A 16,974-nucleotide genomic window follows, 5' to 3' on the forward strand; every position below is an offset into this window, starting at 1 on the left:
AGCCGCCCCTCTGGAGTAGCAACGAAACACGGCTTAGTTCACTTCGAGAGGGGCAGAGTGCTAACTGACCAGCTGTGGATAGACCTTTTGCCAAGTCCCTTCCAAGGCTTCGACATGCCGGTCCATCTCGCGCACGATGGCTCGCTCCTTCTCTGTACGCTCTTCTTCTTTCAGCTTCTTGTAGTCACTGTCGATCACCTTTTTGAGCTTTTCGCGGGCTCCACTCTTATCCGACTCGGCCAGCTCCGTCAGGTGCTTTTTGGTCCAACCTGAATCAGGCCCGTATCGCTCGGTAACACGTCGAGTTACCTCCGCCCTCACCTGTTCGTCCGAGAGTGTGGAAATCTCCTTGATTTCTCCTCGCTTGAGGACGTCGAGGGCCTTGCGGGCATTCACTCCCTCGGGATCGGTCCGGTAAGTGGTGCTGTAGAAGATAGGGATACCCGAAAGATGCTTCCTGAGTTGGTCTGAACATTTGGCGTGGCCTTGGCCCTTGCCGCACGGTTCGCGCTCCGTGTACAGACCCTTAGCGGTGTATGGCTTGCCGCCTTCGGGGAGCCCTTCGTTGCTTCGCTTGAGCCATTCGATCAGGTGCTTTTCGGAGTGGCGGCCGGATACATATTTCTCCCCTGTGGGAACCGATGAATCGACCACATACGTCATTTCCCCGTTGGGCCCTTCGACTTCCAATACGGCATAGTTTCTATCCGTGAAGTCTGGGCTGTGCTTCCAGATGTCGTTCGTCTGGGCATCGTCGGCTTCCGGGATGTCAGACAGGTACTTTTCCCCGGACGCCTGGTGTCCCTTTACGCCAAGTGACCCATCCGCGTTCTTTGCGGCACTATCCCTGGTGCCCGGAGTTGGGGCCGGCTTACCTTCTCCAAGGTAGGGCTTCGGCACCTTCCTTGGATTGTTTCCGACTCCGTGCTGTTCGTGAAAGGCGAGGCTCAGTCGTGCCAGCGAGGAAATTACTGCCATCTGTTCCCCGTGCTCCATGCTACTAAAGCCGGGTAGGTGACGGATCAGATCTTGCTTTTCGAATCTGAGCGGGCCTCGGTCGGCATCGCTCTCGGGCGGCCTGGCGTCACCTGCTGCAGTACGAAGTGCACGCCCCAGACTTCCATCGTCGGCCCAACTGTTGAGGTGGTCGTGGACGTTGTCCAGGCGCACCCGGTGTACGGCCTGCTGTGCGCGAAGCGCCTGTTGCAGGGCGTCTGGTTCTAGTCCGTACTCCTTTGACGTGTCACCTTCACGCGCGAAGACGGACTTTTCGCCCGCCTCTTGCGAAGAGGTATCGCTTTCGCCGCGATCGTGAGGGTGGCTGTACTGCGGTGTGGCGCCACTTTCGGAGTTTGACGGTGGATTTGTGCCCGTGGAATCTAGCTTCGGGTGTTTGCTGTCGGGCTCGCTGTCGGGGTTCTCGTCCGGATGTTCGTGCTTCTTCCCCGCGCCGGCAGGTTCGGCGGCCGCGCGGCGATCGTCGCGAGCCTGTTGATCGTGGGGTGGTGCTCCCTCGCCCAGGGGGCGGCGGTCGGAGTCGAGGGGGATGGCGTGGACGCCGTTGTCGCCGTTGTGGAGGGGCTGGTCGCTGCGTTGGCCGGTCTGGGAGTCGACGTAGGTGATTTTGCCGTTGTGGTTGACGGCGTTCCAGGCGTGGGCGCGGCCGTTGTTGTCCTGGGTGATGATGACGGCCTGTGAGCCGTGGCCGGAGTCGCGGAGGGTGTTTTCGAGGCGGTTGAAGGCGTCGGGGCCGTTGCCGTAGTCGTTGAAGCGGGCGCCGAGGGTGTTTTCGATGCGGTCGCGGCCGTTGTTCTCGCCGCGGTCGGAGGGGGTGCCGTCGGGGTTGGTGTCGGGGGTGCGTTGGGCGGCGGCGGTGGGGTTGCCGGAGTAGGTGTCGGCGGTGGCGAGGGCGGCGTCGACGCAGTTGTTGTTGCGGCCGGGGGCGTCGGGGCCGGGGTCGTTGATGGCGTTGAGCCAGTTGCCGTCGTCGGGGTCCGGGTGACGCTGCGGTTCGCCGTTCTCGTCCTTGGGGATCGAGTCCGCGACCTGCTGCTGGTGCTCGTCGGTGGGGCCGTCCAGACCGCCCGGGCGTTCCCGGTTGCGGGTTTCGGAGGCGGGGGTGGCGTCGGACGAGCCGGTGTTCTGGTTGTTCCTGTCGTCTGCGTCGGTGGGGGTGGTTTCGCTCGTGCTGTCGGACTCGTCCTTGCGCTGCGCCGGGTTGTCGGTACCCGGCTGAGAGGTCTGGTCGGTGTTGTCCGGGCGTCCGGGGGCGTTGCTTTCGCGGTGATCGGCGGAAGCGTTCGGATCGTTGGGTGCCTGGGAATGCGACGGTTCCTGGGCAGGCTGACGTGAATCCGTGGCGGTGCCCGGTGTCGTGTTGCGTGCGTTGGACTCAGGGCGGGCGGCCGGGCGTTGGGCGTTGGGGCGCTGGGCGTCCGGGGTTGGCGAGCTGCCGGCGGCTGTGGTGGGTGCGGCTGCCGGGTGTTGGGGGTTTTGCGAGAGGTTCGGGTAGTGCGGGGCCTGGGGGTGAGGCTGCTGCTGCGGCGCAGGCTGGGGTTGTTGCTGGTACGGGTTGTAGGCCTGGGGCTGCTGCTGTTGGGGCTGGGCGTACGGGCCCGGCTGCTGTTGGTGAGGCTGTTGGTACGGCCCAGGCTGCTGCGGTTGTGACTGCTGCTGGGCGTAGGGGCTTTGCTGTTGCTGTTGCGGCTGGGTGTACGGGTTCGGCTGCTGTTGGTAGGGGCCGGGCTGCTGCGGCTGGTTGTACGGGCCCGGCTGTTGGGGCTGCGCGTACGGGTTGGGCTGTTGCTGCTGCGGCGCCGGCTGTTGGTGTGGCTGCTGGGTGTACGGGCCCGGCTGCTGCTGGGGGTGTTGCGTGTACGGGTTCTGCTGGTGTTGCTGGTAGGGCCCGGGCTGTTGCTGCGGCTGCTGGGTGTACGGGTTCTGCTGCTCCGGGTTTTGTGCCTGCGCTTGTTGTGCCTGCTGTTGTGCCTGGGCTTGCGCCTGGGCCTGCGCCTGTTGCTGCGCTTGGGCGTGCTGCTGGGCCTGGGCCTGCGCCTGTTGCTGTGCCTGTGCCTGTGCCTGAGCTTGTTGCTGGGCTTGCGCCTGCTGGTTCTGTTGCTGGTTGTTCTGGGCCTGCTGGTTGTTCTGGGTCTGTTGCTGTGGGTTTTGGTTCTGGGCTGCGGCGGGGTCGAACGGCTGGCGGTTGGCGTCCAGGACGAGGTGCCAGACGTTCTTGGCGCTGGTGTTGATGGGCTGGTCGCTGACCTTGCCGGTCTGGCTGTCTACCCAGACGATCTTGCCGTTGTGGTTGACGGCGTTGAAGACGTGGGCGCCGCCGGAGCTGCCGTCGGGCTTGTCGGGCCAGGTGACCAGTACCGCGGCCGCTGCGCCGGGGCCTGCCTTGCGGAGGTCGTCGGCTATGCGGTCGTAGCCGTCCTTGGAGTTCGGCCCGGAGTTACGGAAGTTGGTGCCCGCCCACTGCTCGATGTTGGCGGTGCCGTGCTGTTCGCCGGACGCACGGTCGATGCCGCCCTTGCCGTCCGGGTCGTAGGTGCGTGGCGAGGACACCTGCGGGTTGCCGTACCAGGACTCGATGAAGGAGCGGGTGCAGTCGGCGCAGTTGTTGGAACGGCCGAGGACGGTGTGGCCGCCGTCGTTCTGGAGCTGGGCCCAGGGCTGGAACGGGTCGTTGAACGCCCGCGGGGTGCCGTCCGGGTTCCGCGGGAAGGTGTTCAGCAGCGCCTGCTGGTCGTGCGGGAACGGCGAGTAGAGGCCACCCGGCTGGACGTTGAGGCCGATCCGCACGTTGGTGTGGCTGCGGAGATTCGAGGGCTGCGGGACCGGTGCCTGGTGCTGCGTTTGCTGCTGCTGGTGCGGGACGGGCTGGGTCTGGTTGGGGTCCTGGTGATGCGGAGCCGGCTGCTGGTGGGGTGCCGGCTGTTGGTGCGGTGCAGGTTGCTGCTGGGGCTGTTGCTGTGGCTGCTGTTGCTGGGGGGTCTGCTGCTGGGTGGGGGTGTGGCTCTGGGGCGTGGTTTGCGACTGGTTTTGGGGCTGCGGGTGTTGCGGTGTCGGCTGCTGGTGCTGCGGCTGCTGGTTCTGGTGCGGGATGTTCGGGTTCGGTGCGCTCGGGGTTTGAGCGCCCGGGCGTGCGGGGGCCTGGGCACCGGGCTGCGACGGGGCCTGGTCAGGGGCGGCGTCGGGCTGTGTCCGGTCCGGGCGGGCGGGGGACGGCTGAGCGGGCGGACGCTCTCCGTCGGGACGAGTCGGATCAGGGCGGGTCCCGTCCGGGCGGGTGGCGTCGGGGCGGACCGCATCCGGGTGGGTGGTGTCCGGACGGGCCGCATCCGGGCGGGTTCCGTCAGGTCGGGCAGCGTCCGGGCGGTCCGCATCCGGGCGGGTGCCGTCGGGGCGGGTGGGATCCGGCTGGGTGTTGTCCGGACGGGTGTTATCTGGAGCTGTGTTGTCGGGGCGCGGTGTTGGGGCGTCCTGACGGGGCTGTTGCTGGTTGTCCGGGCGAGAGGCGTCCGGGCGGGTGCCGTCGGGGTGGGAATCGGTGTCGCGGGCGGGGCCGTCGAGACGCGGGTTGTGCGGGGGGCGTTCGGGGCTCGGCTGCTGGGTGTGGTCCTGGACGGTCTGGGTGCCGTCGGGGCGGCGGTTGTTGCCGGGGGGTGTGGTGGGGGTGTCGCGGCGCGGGCCGTCCAGGCGCGGGTTGTAGGGGCGGGACGTTTCTTCCTGGCGGGGGCCGTCGAGGCGACGGTTGTAGGCGGGGGCCTCGGGGCGGGGCTGCTGGGTGGCGTCGTGGATGGCCTGGGAGCCGTCGGGGCGGCGGTTGGTGCCCGCAGAAGCGTTTCCGTTGCCGTTGGCCGGGGCCCCGCCGCGGGGCGGGGTGCCGGCGCGAGGGGCGCTGGTGCCGGCGCCGCCCTGGTGCGGGATGCCGCCCATCATCGGGCCGGTGGCCTGGGGGTTGTTGGACTGCTGCGCCTGCTGGGGGGTGGGGCCGGAAGGCGCGCTCGTGCTGGGGTCGGTGGTGTGCTGGGTGGGTGGGGGGAGGGTTGCGGTGCCTGCGGACTGGGTGGTGACGGTGTCGTCTTCGGGGGTGTCCACCGTGGGCATGGGGTCGCCGGGGGCCGGGTCGCGCTGCTGGATGGGCGGGCCGGACGGCGGGGAGTGCTGGGCGGGGGCGCCCTGAGGTGGCGTGCCGGCGTGTGGCATCGAGGCGCGCCCGCTGCCGCTGGTGGAGTTGTCGCCGTTGTTGTTGGCGTTGCCGCTGCTGTCGTGGGAACTGTCGCCGTTGGAGGGCGGTTTGCCGGCTACGGGGCCCGGGTCCGAGTCCGGGGTCGGCGTGGGTGCCGGTGCCGGCTGGGGCGCGTCGGGGCGTGAAGAACCACCCTCGTGGGGTGTGGAGTCCGGCGTGGGCTGGGTGCCGACGGGGTCCGGCGCGGGGGCGGGGCGGGCGGCGTCGGGGGTGTTGTCGGGGGCGGGCTGGGTGGTGACCGCGTCCGTGTCCGGGCGATCCGGGCGCACGAAGTCAGGGGTGTTGTCCCGGGCGGGCTGTGTGCTGACCGGGTCGGGGTCCGGGCGGGCCGAGTCAGGGGTGTTGTCCGGCGCCGGCTGGGTGCTGATGGCGTCCGCGTCGGGGCGGGTGGCGTCCGCGGTGTTGTCCGGGGTGGGCCGGGTGCTGACCGAGTCCGCGTCCGAGCGGGAGGCGTCGGGGGTGGTGCCCGTGTCGGGAGTGGGACCGGAGTCGGGGGTGGGGGAGGTCCCGTAGGGACTGTCGTTGCCGCCTCGGAAGCCCTCGTCGAAGGGGGAGCGCTGCTCCGGGGGCGGTAGGGGCTGGGCGTCGGGGACGCTGCGGGCGGGGTCGGCGCCGTTGGACGTACCGTCCGAGGGGCTGTTGGTGGGGCTGTTGGAGGAGGACGGGTTGGTGCCCGTGCCGCCGGAGTCCGCACCGCTGGTGCCGGGGCCACCCGACGCGCCCGCGTTGTCCGAAGCCCGGGGGGTGTGACTCGTGGAACCGCCGCCGTCCGAGCCGCTGCGGTTGCCGCCGCCCGCGCCACTGCCGCTGGAGTCGGTGGAGCCGTCGCCAGAGCCAGAGTTGGAGCCGGCACCGGTGCCGGAACCGGAGCCGCCGTCGGAGCTGCTGCCCGAGCCGGAACCACTACCGGACGCGCCGCCATCGGACCCGCTACCGGAGCCCGACCCACTGCCGGAACCCGACCCGCTTCGCGAGCCCGACCCACTGTCCGAGCCCGACCCGCCGCCGGAGTCGCCCGCTCCGCTGCCGTCGCTGCCTCCGTCGCTGCCGTGGCCGGCTGCGCTGTCGAGGCCCTGGCGGGCTCGATGCCCCGCGCGGCCGCCCGCGCCGTCACGAAGCCCCTCGCCCAGGCTCTCGCCCATGTTGTCGAAGGCGTCCTTGGCGGCCTTCTGGCCTTCCTTGGCGGTGCGGCCGAGGTCGTAGCCCTTCTGGGCGCCGAAGTTCTGGTTGACGGTCTGGGCTATGAGGTCGGAGACCATCGCCTCCAGCGCGGAGATCACCGGCTCCTTGGCGGCCTCCATGATCGCCTGGAGGATCTGCTGGGCCACTTCCTTCAGGATGCGGCGGACCACTTCACGCGTGGCCAACGTCGCGGCCGCGGCGCCGATTTCAGACAGGCCCAGGGTGAAGGGAGCCGCGGCCTGCGCGGCGATGATCTCGGCGGCGAGGATGGCCAGCTGGACGATCACGGCGGTCTTCATGCCGATGACCAGCATGGCGGCGGCCTCCAGCGTGAAGGCGATGACCTCGGCCGCCTCGGCGGCGTCGTTGAGGTAGCCGGAGCCGGCGGAGAACTTCTCCCAGGCCTTGCTGAAGCCCTCGATGGAGTCGCCGGAGTTCTCGCCGAGCACATTGCTCGCGTACGTGTTGCCCCGGGCCTGATGGCCCTGGACCTCCGCTGCGAACGTGCGCCATACCTGGGCGCACTCGATCAGCTTGTCCTCGTCTGCATGCGGCCAGTTGAAGCCGAGCATGTCCAGGACCCACTCAAGAGGATCCGGCAGCATCAGAGACAAGGTGGAGCTCCCCCGTGAAATGAAATGCGTGGTGGCGTGCTGCAGAACGGGCCGTGCGGAAAGGGGCCCGCGTCAAGAGGTTGGGACCGGTCGGCGGTCCAGGGGCCGGGCAGCCCGGTGGGTCAGGACGACGGGCCGGTGAGGCGGGCCTCGGTGTAGGTGCCCTTCCCGGGGTCCTTCGTCGGGTCCTGCCACGCCTGCTGATTGGCGACATGCTGCTTCATCAGCGAGTCGTTGAAGTCCTCGTTCTCCGCGTGGTGCTTGGACATCGAGGTCAGCGCCTTGCCGATTTCCAGGAGCTTCGAGGAAAGGTGGCCCATCGACTCGTACATGCCGTCACGGACGCCCTCGTAGACGACGCCGAACTTCTCGCCGATCTCGTCATCCCCCCACGGAGGAGCATCGGCCTTGCTGGCGAACGTCGTCAGACCGCTCACGAACTGCTCACCGAAGGACTTCTTCTCCTCCGGCGGGCCGTCTCCCCCCTGGCTGGGCGGGCCCGCCCCCAACGCGTGCAGGCCGTCCATCAGCCGTGCCACCGAGGAATAGAAGTCGTCACCGAGATTGACGAAGTTCGTGCCCTCGGCCTTGAGGCCCTCCACGTTGGTCTGGAACCCACCAGCGCCCGCCACAACGTCCCCCGTGTTCGTAATGGTTACCCAATGAGATATTCAAGCCAAAGCTTAACCAACCGCGCTGACAGCTCGACAGGCCCGGCCGGGCAAGCAACCAGGCGCGTTCAGGAGCCGCTTGGGCGGTAGGAGCTGTGGTAGAGCTCCACCGCCGCCTCCGGGGGGAAGTTGGGGAGGGGGGTCACGTCGCCGTTGGCCTTGTTGATGACGATGTTGCTGCCCCCGGGGGCCGTGGGAGGGGCCGTGGGGTCCTCGGGGGCCGGCCAGCCCGCATGGATCAGGTAACCGATGTCGAATTCATGGACGTACAGCGCGGACGGCCCGCCCGGTGAGCCGACCTCCGGGTAGTGTTGCCGACCGATCTCCAGGGCCTCGGCCTCGCTCGTCGGTACGGGCCGCGGTCCGGCGTCCGCCGCCTCGGGCGGGAGCGGGGGAGGCGTCGGAGGCAGGCCGGGAGTGCTGCCCGTGTGGTCGGATTCGGTCATTTTCCGGTCTCCCTGGCGGTTGGTTCGGTCGGTGGCGTTCAACCTAACTCACGCCATGGCGGCCTCATGGGTTCGTGTGAGGCACCGACGGGCGGCCGGCCGCTGCATCGTTCCGGCCAACGCGCCACCAGGCCACCGGGCCACGGTCATCAGCCCCACCAGCCGACGGCGACCGTCCCACCGTCCGCCGCGCGCAGGGGCAGCCGCTCAGCCGAACAGCACCCGCGCCAGCCAGAATTCCAGCAGTTCCGCATCGCCTGCGAAAGCGAAAATCGTGTCGTCGGCGGGGCGGCGGCCGTAGATGAGCAGCAGCAGGCCCGTCAGGGGTGCGCGGACCGAGACCGCGGCCGGTTCCTCCGCACGACGCCAGGCCAGGGCATTGCCGGTGAGGTCGACGAGCCAGTCGGCGGCGGCCTCCGCCACCAGGTGTCTGTGGTGTGGCGGCGCAGGGTGCGGCCGGGGCCGAGGAGTTCGCGCCGGTCGGGGTGGTGGTCGAACATCTCGGGGAGTGAGCCCGGTTCCCCTCACTCGTCGAGGGCGTCGAGGGCGACCCGCTGGTCGACGGTGAGGACACTGCCGAGAGTCAGAGTCGCGTCGGCCCGGTGAATGACCGTCTCGTGGGCCATGCGCCGGGCGAAGAAGGCAGGGGATCCGTGGGGGAGGGGGCCAGATCTCGGCGTCGGGGCCCGCGGCGCGGAGGGTATCGGCGAGCAGTTGGGCGCACTCGGTGAGTCAGGCGGCGAGTGCGGCCGGAGCCTTCGTGCTCTCGTCGAGGCAGGAGCTCAGCAGCCCGGCCTGAGCGGCGGCTTCGGGGTAGTGCCCCTCGTCATGCATGGCGGCTTCCACGACCTCACGGTAGGGGGCGCCACTGACAATCAGCGGCTTCCGCATGCGGGTGCCGGGCGGGAGTGGGGCGGCAGATGGCCGTGTTCGTCTTTCAACGGATCGCGTGGGCGACGGCCGCGCCGTGCCGGGTCCGCAGAAGGCGCTGCGTGTGGTGGGCGGTCCGTGACAGCGCCGGGGGCGTCCGGCCGGTTTCGTGTGCGGCGTGGCCGCATTTCGGTGTCCGTGTCAACGTCGCCCCACGGTCGCGTCAAGGTTCGCGGGGGCCGCGTCAGCGCCGTGCAAATGCCCCCTGCCGTCCGGCGCCGCCGCTCTAGCTTCGGTGTATGGGACGGCGACGTGGCCTGGGGCCCGACTTCACGAGAGACGACGGGGACGACAGCGACGACAGGGACAACATCAGCACTGCGGGAGGGGTGGGTGGGACGGATGGCAGGGGGCGGACGGTGCTCGGAAGGGCCGCTGTGGGGCGGGCGGCGGCGAGGGGCGGGCGGCGGAGTGTTCGGTCGGCGATCCCGCCACCGCCGCTGCGGCGTGGTGAAGCGGGCGGCCGGGACCGGGCCTGGCTGTCCGAACTGCGCAGCGCACTCCGGTGCGCGGCCGGACTGCTCACTCTCATGCTGCTGGTCGACCTGGCCAACGGGACCCTCGGGCACTGGCGCGCGCTGTGCTGGACGGCCGTCGCGCTGGCGCTGTTCGCGGTCCTCTGCCCGCCACGGGTGACTGCCGGCGAGCACTGGCTGGCCTCCCGCGGACTGGTGCGTACGTGCACGATCCGCACCGATCTGCTCGTCCTCGTCCGCCGCAGTGACGGAACGGCCCCGCGGCTGGTGCTGTGTGACGCCCTGGGTGGCCGGGTGGAGCTGGACCCCAGGGTGCTCACCACGAACCCGCTGTTGTGGCACCGCCTTGAGCAGGGCGTGCGCCGCTCCCGCGAGCGTGGGCTGCTGCGCTGTGGCGCGGCGCCGCTGCGGGAGCTGGCGGACCGGATCGATCACGATGGTGCGCGGGCGGTGTTCGAGGCGTCGGGGCTGGGATGAGGGCAGCCGCGATGAGCTTCGTCGGCGATCGGGGACCCACCAGTGACCGGAGGGCCCTTGCTGCCCTTGGGTACGGTGCGCAGGCGCCTGCCGTCAGGGCTTCGTCGGCGGGGTGAAGTCGTAGCGGACGCCGCTGAGTTCGACGGAGGCTGCCCAGAGGCGCTCGGAGGTGGTGTCCTTCTTGGTCCACGGGGCGCGGAAGGACGGGGCCGGGGCGCCGCGCAGGCCGCTGCGGGGGCCGATGAAGGAGTCCGGCCTCATGTGCGGGGCGGTGGCCGCGCAGAGCGTGCCCAGGGCGCCGCCTTCCGGGGACTGGGCGATGATGCGGTTGCCCATTTCGGCGAATCGCTCGGCGGACCTGCGGCCTTCCATCCGGGCGCCCGTGGTCTGGAGGTTGGTGGAGGCGTAACCGGGGTGCGCGGCGGCCGCGACGACCTGCGAGCCGGCCGATGCCAGACGCCGGGACAGCTCGTGGACGAAGAGGAGGTTGGCGCTCTTCGACCGGCCGTAGGCGATCCAGCGGCGGTAGGAACGCTCGCTGTTGAGGTCGTCGAGATCGACGTCGGCGATGGCGTGCAGCATGCTGGAGACGGTGACGACGCGCGCCCCAGGGGTGGCGAGGAGTTTGGGCAGCAGGAGCCCGGTCAACGCGAAGTGGCCGAGGTGGTTGGTGCCGAACTGCATCTCGAAGCCGTCGGTGGTGGTGCGGTACGGCAGGGCCATGACGCCGGCGTTGTTGATGAGCAGGTCCAGCCGGTCACCGTCGAAGTCGCCGAGCGTGGCGGCGAAGTCCCGCACCGACGACAGGTCGGCCAGATCCAGCTGCCGGAACTCCGCTTCGGCGGTGGGGACTTCGGAGCGAAGCCGCTCCAGCGCGGCGACACCCCGCGCCTCGTTGCGGCAGGCCATCAGGACGCGGGCGCCGCGCCGCGCCAGCTCCCGCGCGGTGACGTAGCCGATGCCGCTGTTGGCGCCCGTGATGACCGCCGAGCGGCCGGTCTGGTCGGGGATGTGGCTGGTGTTCCACCGGGTCACGCCTGCACTCCTCCGTAGGGGGCACCCAGCGTAGCTCTGGGGCCGGTGGGGTCGCTCTCGGGGAGTCGGGTCTGCGTCAGTGGTCGGAGTGCCGGGGCGCTGGGGGCGTTTCCCGCTCGGCGAGGCGCTTGATGGCCGAGAGGCGGGTGTCCCAGTCGGCGGCGACGCGGTCCATCCAGCGGGCGGTGATACCGAGGAGGTCGGGGCGCACCCGGTAGCGCGCCTCGCGGCCCTCGCGGTGGCCGGCGACCAGGCCGGCCCGGTCGAGGACCCCCAGGTGTTTGACGATGGCCTGGCGGCTGACCGGCAGTTCCGCCGCCAGGACCGTGGCGGTCGCCTCGCCGTGCGCGGCGAGGGCGTCGAGTATCCGGCGGCGGGTCGGGTCCGCCAGGGCGGACAGCACCTCCGCCACGGTGTCGCTGCTGCCGGCGCCATCTGCGGTGCCGGCGCCACCACCAGTGTCGGTGCCCGCGACGGCCTCCGCGCCTCCGGTCGCGCGCCTGCCCCCGTGTCCGTCCGTGGTCATGCCGCGAGCCGCTCCGCGTACCGGCGAATGTTCTCGACCTGGCCGGACCAGCCCTCGGAGTGGCTCTCGTACGAGCCGCCCGGCTTGTCCTCGGGCAGGGTGAGGTCCGCGAAGCCGGTCTCCACCACCCGCAGCCGGGTGCCGTCGCCCTCCGGGGTGAGGGTGAACTCCACCAGGGTGGAGTTGCCCTCGGTCGCGACCTCTCCGGGGAACGCGCTGGCCCACCGGTAGGAGAAGCGGTGGGGTGGTTCGACCCGGACGATGGTGGTCGGGAACTGGCCGTATGCGCCGTGGTCGAGCTGCATGATGCCGCCGGGGCGGAGGTCGACCGGGGTCGGTGTGCCTTGCCCGAACCAGGATCCGACGTGCTCCGGCTCGGTGAGCACCGCCCAGACACGCTCCACGGGCGCGGCGATGCTGACCTCGCGTGCGATGCGGTTCCCGGCGCGCTCCGCGTCCGCCCCGCCGGACCCCCTGCCGCTCTCGCCTCCGCCTGCGTTGCCCCCGTCGCCGGTGTGGCCGTCGGTGTTGTCGCTGGTGTCGCGGGTGTGGCCGCGGTCGCTGTCGATGTTCATGGCGTGGAACCTCCCACCGTTTCGCATTGCCTAACGTGCTACTCGATGGTTGCACGTCGCGGTGGGAGGTGCAACCCGTGGGTTGCGCCTGAGTGGGGTGGGCGGGTGAGCGGGCGCCCTGGGGCGCGCCCGAGCCGTCAGCTGCCGATCGCGCCGCTCCGGGTGCGTACGCGGTAGGTGGGGACCGACATCGCCGCGTCATCCAGGCATTCGCCGGTCGCGAGGTCGAAGCGCTGCTTGAGCAGCGGCGACGCCACGAACGGACGGCCGTCGGTGGAGCCCGTCAGGCCGCGGGAGAGCACGTACGCGCCGGTGAACGGGTCACGGTTGCCGATCGCGTACGCCTGGCCGGCGCGGTCCACGAACAGCGCGGCCTGACCGCCGTCGGGGAGCAGGGCGGCGACCCCGCGCCCCGCGATGAGGTCGTCGAGCGAGCAGACCGCGAACCAGCCGTCCTCGCAGAGGATCTCGACGGTGGTGGTGGCGGGCGCGAGGGGCGCGGTGGTCAGCGTGGAGCTCGGAGCGGTGGTCATCAGACGGAGGTCCCTTCCAGAGTGCGTATGGGCAGGGTCGGGCCGGCCAGCAGCGTCAGGTCCGGCTTGACCTGGTCGCGCTCGGGCACGAACTGGACCGACGGGTCCGGCGCGTCCGGCGCGTTGACGAAGGAGACGAAGCGGGCCAGCCGCTCCGGGTCCGCGAGGGTCTCGGCCCACTCGTCGCGGTAGTGCGAGACATGCGCGGCCATCAGGGCTTCCAGCTCGTCGCACAGGCCGAGCGAGTCGTGGACGACGACGTCCCGTACGTGGTCGAGGCCGCCCTCGATCCGCTCCAGCCACGCCGAGGTGCGCTCCAGCCGGTCGGCGGTGCGGATGTAGAACATCAGGAACCGGTCGATGAGGCGGACCAGTTCGGCGTCCGAGAGGTCCTGGGCGAGGAGGTCGGCGTGGCGCGGATCGGCGCCGCCGTTGCCACCCACGTAGAGGTTCCAGCCGTTGGAGGTGGCGATGATGCCGAAGTCCTTGCCTCGCGCCTCCGCACACTCGCGGGCGCAGCCGGACACCGCGGACTTGAGCTTGTGCGGTGAGCGCAGGCCGCGGTAGCGCAGTTCCAGGTCGATGGCCATCCGGACGGAGTCCTGGACGCCGTAGCGGCACCAGGTCTGTCCGACGCAGGACTTCACGGTGCGCAGGGCCTTGCCGTACGCGTGCCCCGACTCGAAGCCGGCGTCCACCAGCCGGGCCCACACCTGCGGGAGCTGGTCGACGCGGGCGCCGAACAGGTCGATCCGCTGGCCGCCGGTGATCTTGGTGTAGAGGCCGAAGTCGCGGGCCACCTCGCCGATGACGATCAGCTTCTCCGGGGTGATCTCACCGCCGGGGATGCGCGGCACGATCGAGTACGAGCCGTTGCGCTGGAGATTGGCGAGGAAGTGGTCGTTGGTGTCCTGAAGGGCGGCCTGCTCGCCTTCGAGGACGTAGCCGTCGGCGCCGACGGACGGGGCGAGGGAGGCGATGATCGAGCCGACGGTCGGCTTGCAGACCTCGCAGCCGTCACCGTCCCTGGCCTCCGGGCGGCCGTGCGAGTCCAGCAGCTCCGCGAAGGTCGTCACGCGCAGGGTGCGGACGATCTCGTAGAGCTCGGCGCGGGTGTGCGGGAAGCAGCCGCACAGGCCGGAGTCGATGGTGGCGCCGTTCGCGGCCAGTTCGTCGTTGACGACGGCGGTGAGCGTCTTGATGCAGCTGCCGCAGCCGGTGCCGGCCTTGGTGCACTTCTTGACCTCGGGGAGGGTGGTGCAGGAGTGCTCGGTGACGGCGGCCCGGACGGTCCCCTTGGTGACGTTGTGACAGTTGCACAGCACGGCGCTGTCGGGGAGTGCGGACGGCCCGAGCGCGGCGCCGCCGCCGTCGGCCGCGAAGCCTGCGGGGAGCACCAACTGCTCAGGGGCCAGCGGGGGAACGGAGCCGGTCAGCGGGCGGAGCATGCCGTATGCCTCGGCGTCGCCGACCAGGACGCCGCCCAGCAGCTCGCCCTCGGAGCCGATCACCAGCTTCTTGTAGACGCCGCTGCGGGAGTCGGAGTAGACGACGTCGAGGCAGCCGTCGGTGGTGCCGTGCGCGTCGCCGAAGGACGCCACGTCCACGCCGAGCAGCTTGAGCTTGGTGGACAGGTCGGCGCCGGTGAAGGCGGACTCCCCGCCGTCGGCCGCGTCGCCGGCCGGTGCCGTGCTGCGGGCGATGTTCTCGGCGGCGGTGCGGGCCATGTCGTAGCCCGGCGCGACCAGGCCGTACACCCGGCCGTCACTGGCCAGCGCGCATTCGCCGATCGCGTAGACGGCGGGGTCGCTGGTGCGGCACTGCTCGTCGATGCTGATGCCGCCGCGCTCGCCGACCGTCAGGCCGCAGTCCCGGGCGAGCTGGTCGCGGGGGCGGACGCCGGCGGAGAAGATGACCAGATCGGTGTCGATGCTCGATCCGTCGGAGAGCGCCATGGCGGTGACGGTGCCGCCGTCGTCCGCGACGATCTCCTTGCCGCCGACGCCGGTGTGCACCTCCAGGCCCATCTCCTCGACGGTGCGACGCAGCGCGCTGCCGCCGCCCTCGTCGACCTGGAGGGCCATCAGCCGCGGGTTGAACTCCACGATGTGGGTGTGCACTCCGAGGCCCTTGAGCGCACCGGCCGCCTCCAGGCCGAGCAGTCCGCCGCCGACGACGACGCCCGCGCGGGCGTTCTTGGCGTACTCCTCGATGGCGAGCAGGTCCTCGATCGTGCGGTACACGAAGCAGCCCGTGCTGTCCTTGCCCGGGACCGGCGGGACGAACGGGTAGGAGCCGGTGGCCAGTACCAGCGCGTCGTAGCGGACGGTCAGGCCCGAGCGGGCGGTGACCGTGCGGGTCTCGCGGTCGACTGTGGTGGCCGGGTCACCGAGGTGCAGCTCGATGCCGTGCCGGTCCATGAAGTCGGCCTCGACCAGGCTCAGATCCTCCGGCGTACGGCCGGCGAAGTACGAGGTCAGCTGTACGCGGTCGTACGCGGCGCGGGGCTCCTCGCAGAGCACGACCACCCGGGACCGCTCGGTGACGCCGCGGTCGGCGAGCTCCTCCAGGAAGCGCTGGCCGACCATGCCGTGGCCGACGACCACAAGGGTGGGGCGCGCGGAGTCCGGTACCGGTGCGGTGCCCGAGGCGGACGGGCCCGGAGTTGCGGCGCTGTTCGGGTGCGGGGTGGCGGCTGCGGCCATGATCAGAAGCCTCCATCGGTGGTGAGCAGGTGGAGCAGCGGGGCTGCGGGGAGCGGCTCGTCGCCCTCCCAGGTGCGGGCGAGCGCGCCGACGGTGCCGAGATCGCCGAGGAGGATGCCGCCGACCAGCCGGTCCCCGCGCACCACGACCTTGCGGTAGGAGGTCCGGGTGGCGTCGGAGAGCCGGACGACGTCGTCGCCGGGTCGGGGAGTGGTCTCGCCGAAGGCGGCGAGATCGAACGGGACCGAGCGGCCGGTGACCGGGTCGGTGACGGGCGCCAGGCCCGCGGTCTGCGAGGCGAGGGTCAGGCGGGTCAGGGCACGGGTGCCCGTGTACGGGGCGGCGCCGGGCGCGGTGTCCGCGAGGTCCGCCGGGCGTTCGGTCAGCACCCGCGAGAGCACGTCGGCCTGTTCCTGGGCGGCGCCCGCCAGACCGTAGACCGTGCCGTCGTGCTCGGCGCAGTCGCCGATGGCGAAGATGTCCGGGTCGCTGGTGCGCAGTGAGTCGTCCACGCGGATGCCGCGGCCGACGTCCAGGCCGGCGGCACGGGCGAGGCCGGTGCGCGGGCGCACGCCACAGGCGAGGACGACCAGTTCGGCGTCGAGGCGGAAGCCGTCGGCCAGCTCGACGGCCTGCACCGCCCGGGTGGCGGGATTGCCGGGCGACTGCTGCCCGGCCGGTTTGCGCAGCCAGGTCTCGACGCCGCGGACCCGGCACTCGGTGTGCACCTCGATGCCGAGCGCTCCCAGATGCTCGGCGAGCAGCGCCGCGGCGTCCGCGTCGAGGTGGCGCTCCATGAGGTGCTCGCCCTGGTGGGCGAGCACCACCTGGGCGCCGCGCCCGGCCAGCGCGCGGGCCGCCGAGACGCCCAACAGGCCGCCGCCGATCACGACGGCGGGGGTGCCCGGCCGCACCGCGGTGGCCAGGGCCTGGCAGTCGTCCATGGTGCGGAAGGGGTGCACGCCGTCCGGGAGGTCTCCCCGGCCGTCCGTGAAGAGGCCGCGCAGCGGCGGCAGCACGGGGTTGGCGCCGGTGGCCAGCACCAGCACGTCGTAGGGCACGTCCTGGCCGTCGTCGCACAGCACCCGCCGCGCGCTCCGGTCGATCCGCACGACCCGTACGCCGCTCAGGCGGCGCACCGCGTCACCGGGCTCCGGCAGCGCGATGACCTCCGGGGAGTACCGGCCGGCGAGCACCTCGGCGAGCAGCACCCGGTTGTAGGGCGGGTGCTGCTCCTCGCCGATGAGAGTGACGGTGAGAGCGGGGGTGGCGGCGGACGCGTTGCCGAGGGCGGCTGCCGGGGCGCTGCCCGCGGCGGTCAGCTGGCGGGCGAGCCGGGCGCCGGCCATCCCGCCGCCGATCACCACCACACGCTTTGTCGAGGTCATGTGGTCAGCGTGCGGCCCGGCTGTTACCCGCTCGCATCCTCACTGTTTCCCGTGCGGAACGCTGCCCTCAGCGGGGTGTCGGGCCTCGTGTGAGGGCGCGAGGGCCGCCGGACCGCCGTCACCGTGCCACACGCGGTTACCCGGAGTGACGAACGTGCCCTT

At 71.0% G+C, this 16,974-nt stretch carries 11 protein-coding genes; 1 reads left to right on the plus strand and 10 read right to left on the minus strand.

Annotation, left to right across the window (positions count from 1 at the left end; all coding sequences use genetic code 11):
• Positions 1–60: 60 nt before the first annotated feature.
• The 4 genes from ACH4FH_RS22855 to ACH4FH_RS22870 form a co-directional block, all read right to left on the minus strand.
• Positions 61–7,041: a toxin glutamine deamidase domain-containing protein gene (locus ACH4FH_RS22855; protein WP_398557718.1), complete on the minus strand. Its 6,981-nt coding sequence runs from the start codon at positions 7,039–7,041 to the stop codon at positions 61–63.
• Between the two features lie 131 nt (positions 7,042–7,172).
• On the minus strand, positions 7,173–7,682 hold the full coding sequence (locus ACH4FH_RS22860) for a hypothetical protein (RefSeq protein ID WP_398557719.1): 510 nt from the start codon (positions 7,680–7,682) through the stop codon (positions 7,173–7,175).
• A gap of 107 nt (positions 7,683–7,789) precedes the next feature.
• Positions 7,790–8,167, minus strand: coding sequence for a hypothetical protein (locus ACH4FH_RS22865; RefSeq protein ID WP_398557720.1), 378 nt, complete (start codon positions 8,165–8,167; stop codon positions 7,790–7,792).
• A 207-nt stretch (positions 8,168–8,374) separates the two neighbouring features.
• Positions 8,375–8,590, minus strand: coding sequence for a hypothetical protein (locus tag ACH4FH_RS22870; protein ID WP_398557721.1), 216 nt, complete (start codon positions 8,588–8,590; stop codon positions 8,375–8,377).
• A gap of 1,037 nt (positions 8,591–9,627) precedes the next feature.
• Between ACH4FH_RS22870 and ACH4FH_RS22875 the strand changes: the two genes are divergently transcribed.
• Positions 9,628–10,050, plus strand: coding sequence for a hypothetical protein (locus ACH4FH_RS22875; RefSeq protein ID WP_398557722.1), 423 nt, complete (start codon positions 9,628–9,630; stop codon positions 10,048–10,050).
• Between the two features lie 93 nt (positions 10,051–10,143).
• On the opposite strand, the gene ACH4FH_RS22880 is transcribed toward ACH4FH_RS22875, so the two are convergent.
• The 6 genes from ACH4FH_RS22880 to ACH4FH_RS22905 form a co-directional block, all read right to left on the minus strand.
• Positions 10,144–11,085 (minus strand): oxidoreductase, encoded by a 942-nt coding sequence (locus tag ACH4FH_RS22880; RefSeq protein WP_398557723.1) that lies wholly within the window; start codon positions 11,083–11,085, stop codon positions 10,144–10,146.
• 76 nt (positions 11,086–11,161) lie between these two features.
• The gene (locus ACH4FH_RS22885; protein WP_398557851.1) at positions 11,162–11,497 is read right to left on the minus strand and encodes an ArsR/SmtB family transcription factor; all 336 of its coding nucleotides are present in this window, start codon (positions 11,495–11,497) and stop codon (positions 11,162–11,164) included.
• Between the two features lie 110 nt (positions 11,498–11,607).
• Positions 11,608–12,186: an SRPBCC family protein gene (locus ACH4FH_RS22890; RefSeq protein WP_398557724.1), complete on the minus strand. Its 579-nt coding sequence runs from the start codon at positions 12,184–12,186 to the stop codon at positions 11,608–11,610.
• Positions 12,187–12,323: 137 nt separating this feature from the next.
• Entirely contained in the window at positions 12,324–12,719 is a 396-nt protein-coding gene (nirD, locus tag ACH4FH_RS22895; RefSeq protein ID WP_398557725.1) for a nitrite reductase small subunit NirD, read from the minus strand.
• On the minus strand, positions 12,719–15,424 hold the full coding sequence (gene nirB / locus ACH4FH_RS22900) for a nitrite reductase large subunit NirB (protein WP_398557726.1): 2,706 nt from the start codon (positions 15,422–15,424) through the stop codon (positions 12,719–12,721). The genes nirD and nirB overlap by 1 nt, the downstream gene beginning before the upstream one ends.
• Positions 15,425–15,426: 2 nt before the next feature.
• A complete protein-coding gene (locus ACH4FH_RS22905) occupies positions 15,427–16,812 on the minus strand; it encodes an NAD(P)/FAD-dependent oxidoreductase (protein WP_398557727.1) in 1,386 nt (461 codons plus the stop codon).
• Between the last annotated feature and the right edge of the window lie 162 nt (positions 16,813–16,974).

This window comes from Streptomyces sp. NPDC017993, assembly GCF_044328065.1.
In the GTDB taxonomy this organism is placed as follows: Bacteria; Actinomycetota; Actinomycetes; order Streptomycetales; family Streptomycetaceae; genus Streptomyces.

Coding starts and splice junctions, on each gene's coding strand:
- ACH4FH_RS22875 (WP_398557722.1), top strand. CDS start 9,628: ATGCTGCTGGTCGACCTGGCCAACGGGACCCTCGGGCACTGGCGCGCG.
- ACH4FH_RS22865 (WP_398557720.1), bottom strand. CDS start 8,167: ATGACCGAATCCGACCACACGGGCAGCACTCCCGGCCTGCCTCCGACG.
- nirD (WP_398557725.1), bottom strand. CDS start 12,719: ATGACCACCGCTCCGAGCTCCACGCTGACCACCGCGCCCCTCGCGCCC.
- ACH4FH_RS22855 (WP_398557718.1), bottom strand. CDS start 7,041: ATGCTGCCGGATCCTCTTGAGTGGGTCCTGGACATGCTCGGCTTCAAC.
- ACH4FH_RS22890 (WP_398557724.1), bottom strand. CDS start 12,186: ATGAACATCGACAGCGACCGCGGCCACACCCGCGACACCAGCGACAAC.
- nirB (WP_398557726.1), bottom strand. CDS start 15,424: ATGGCCGCAGCCGCCACCCCGCACCCGAACAGCGCCGCAACTCCGGGC.
- ACH4FH_RS22905 (WP_398557727.1), bottom strand. CDS start 16,812: ATGACCTCGACAAAGCGTGTGGTGGTGATCGGCGGCGGGATGGCCGGC.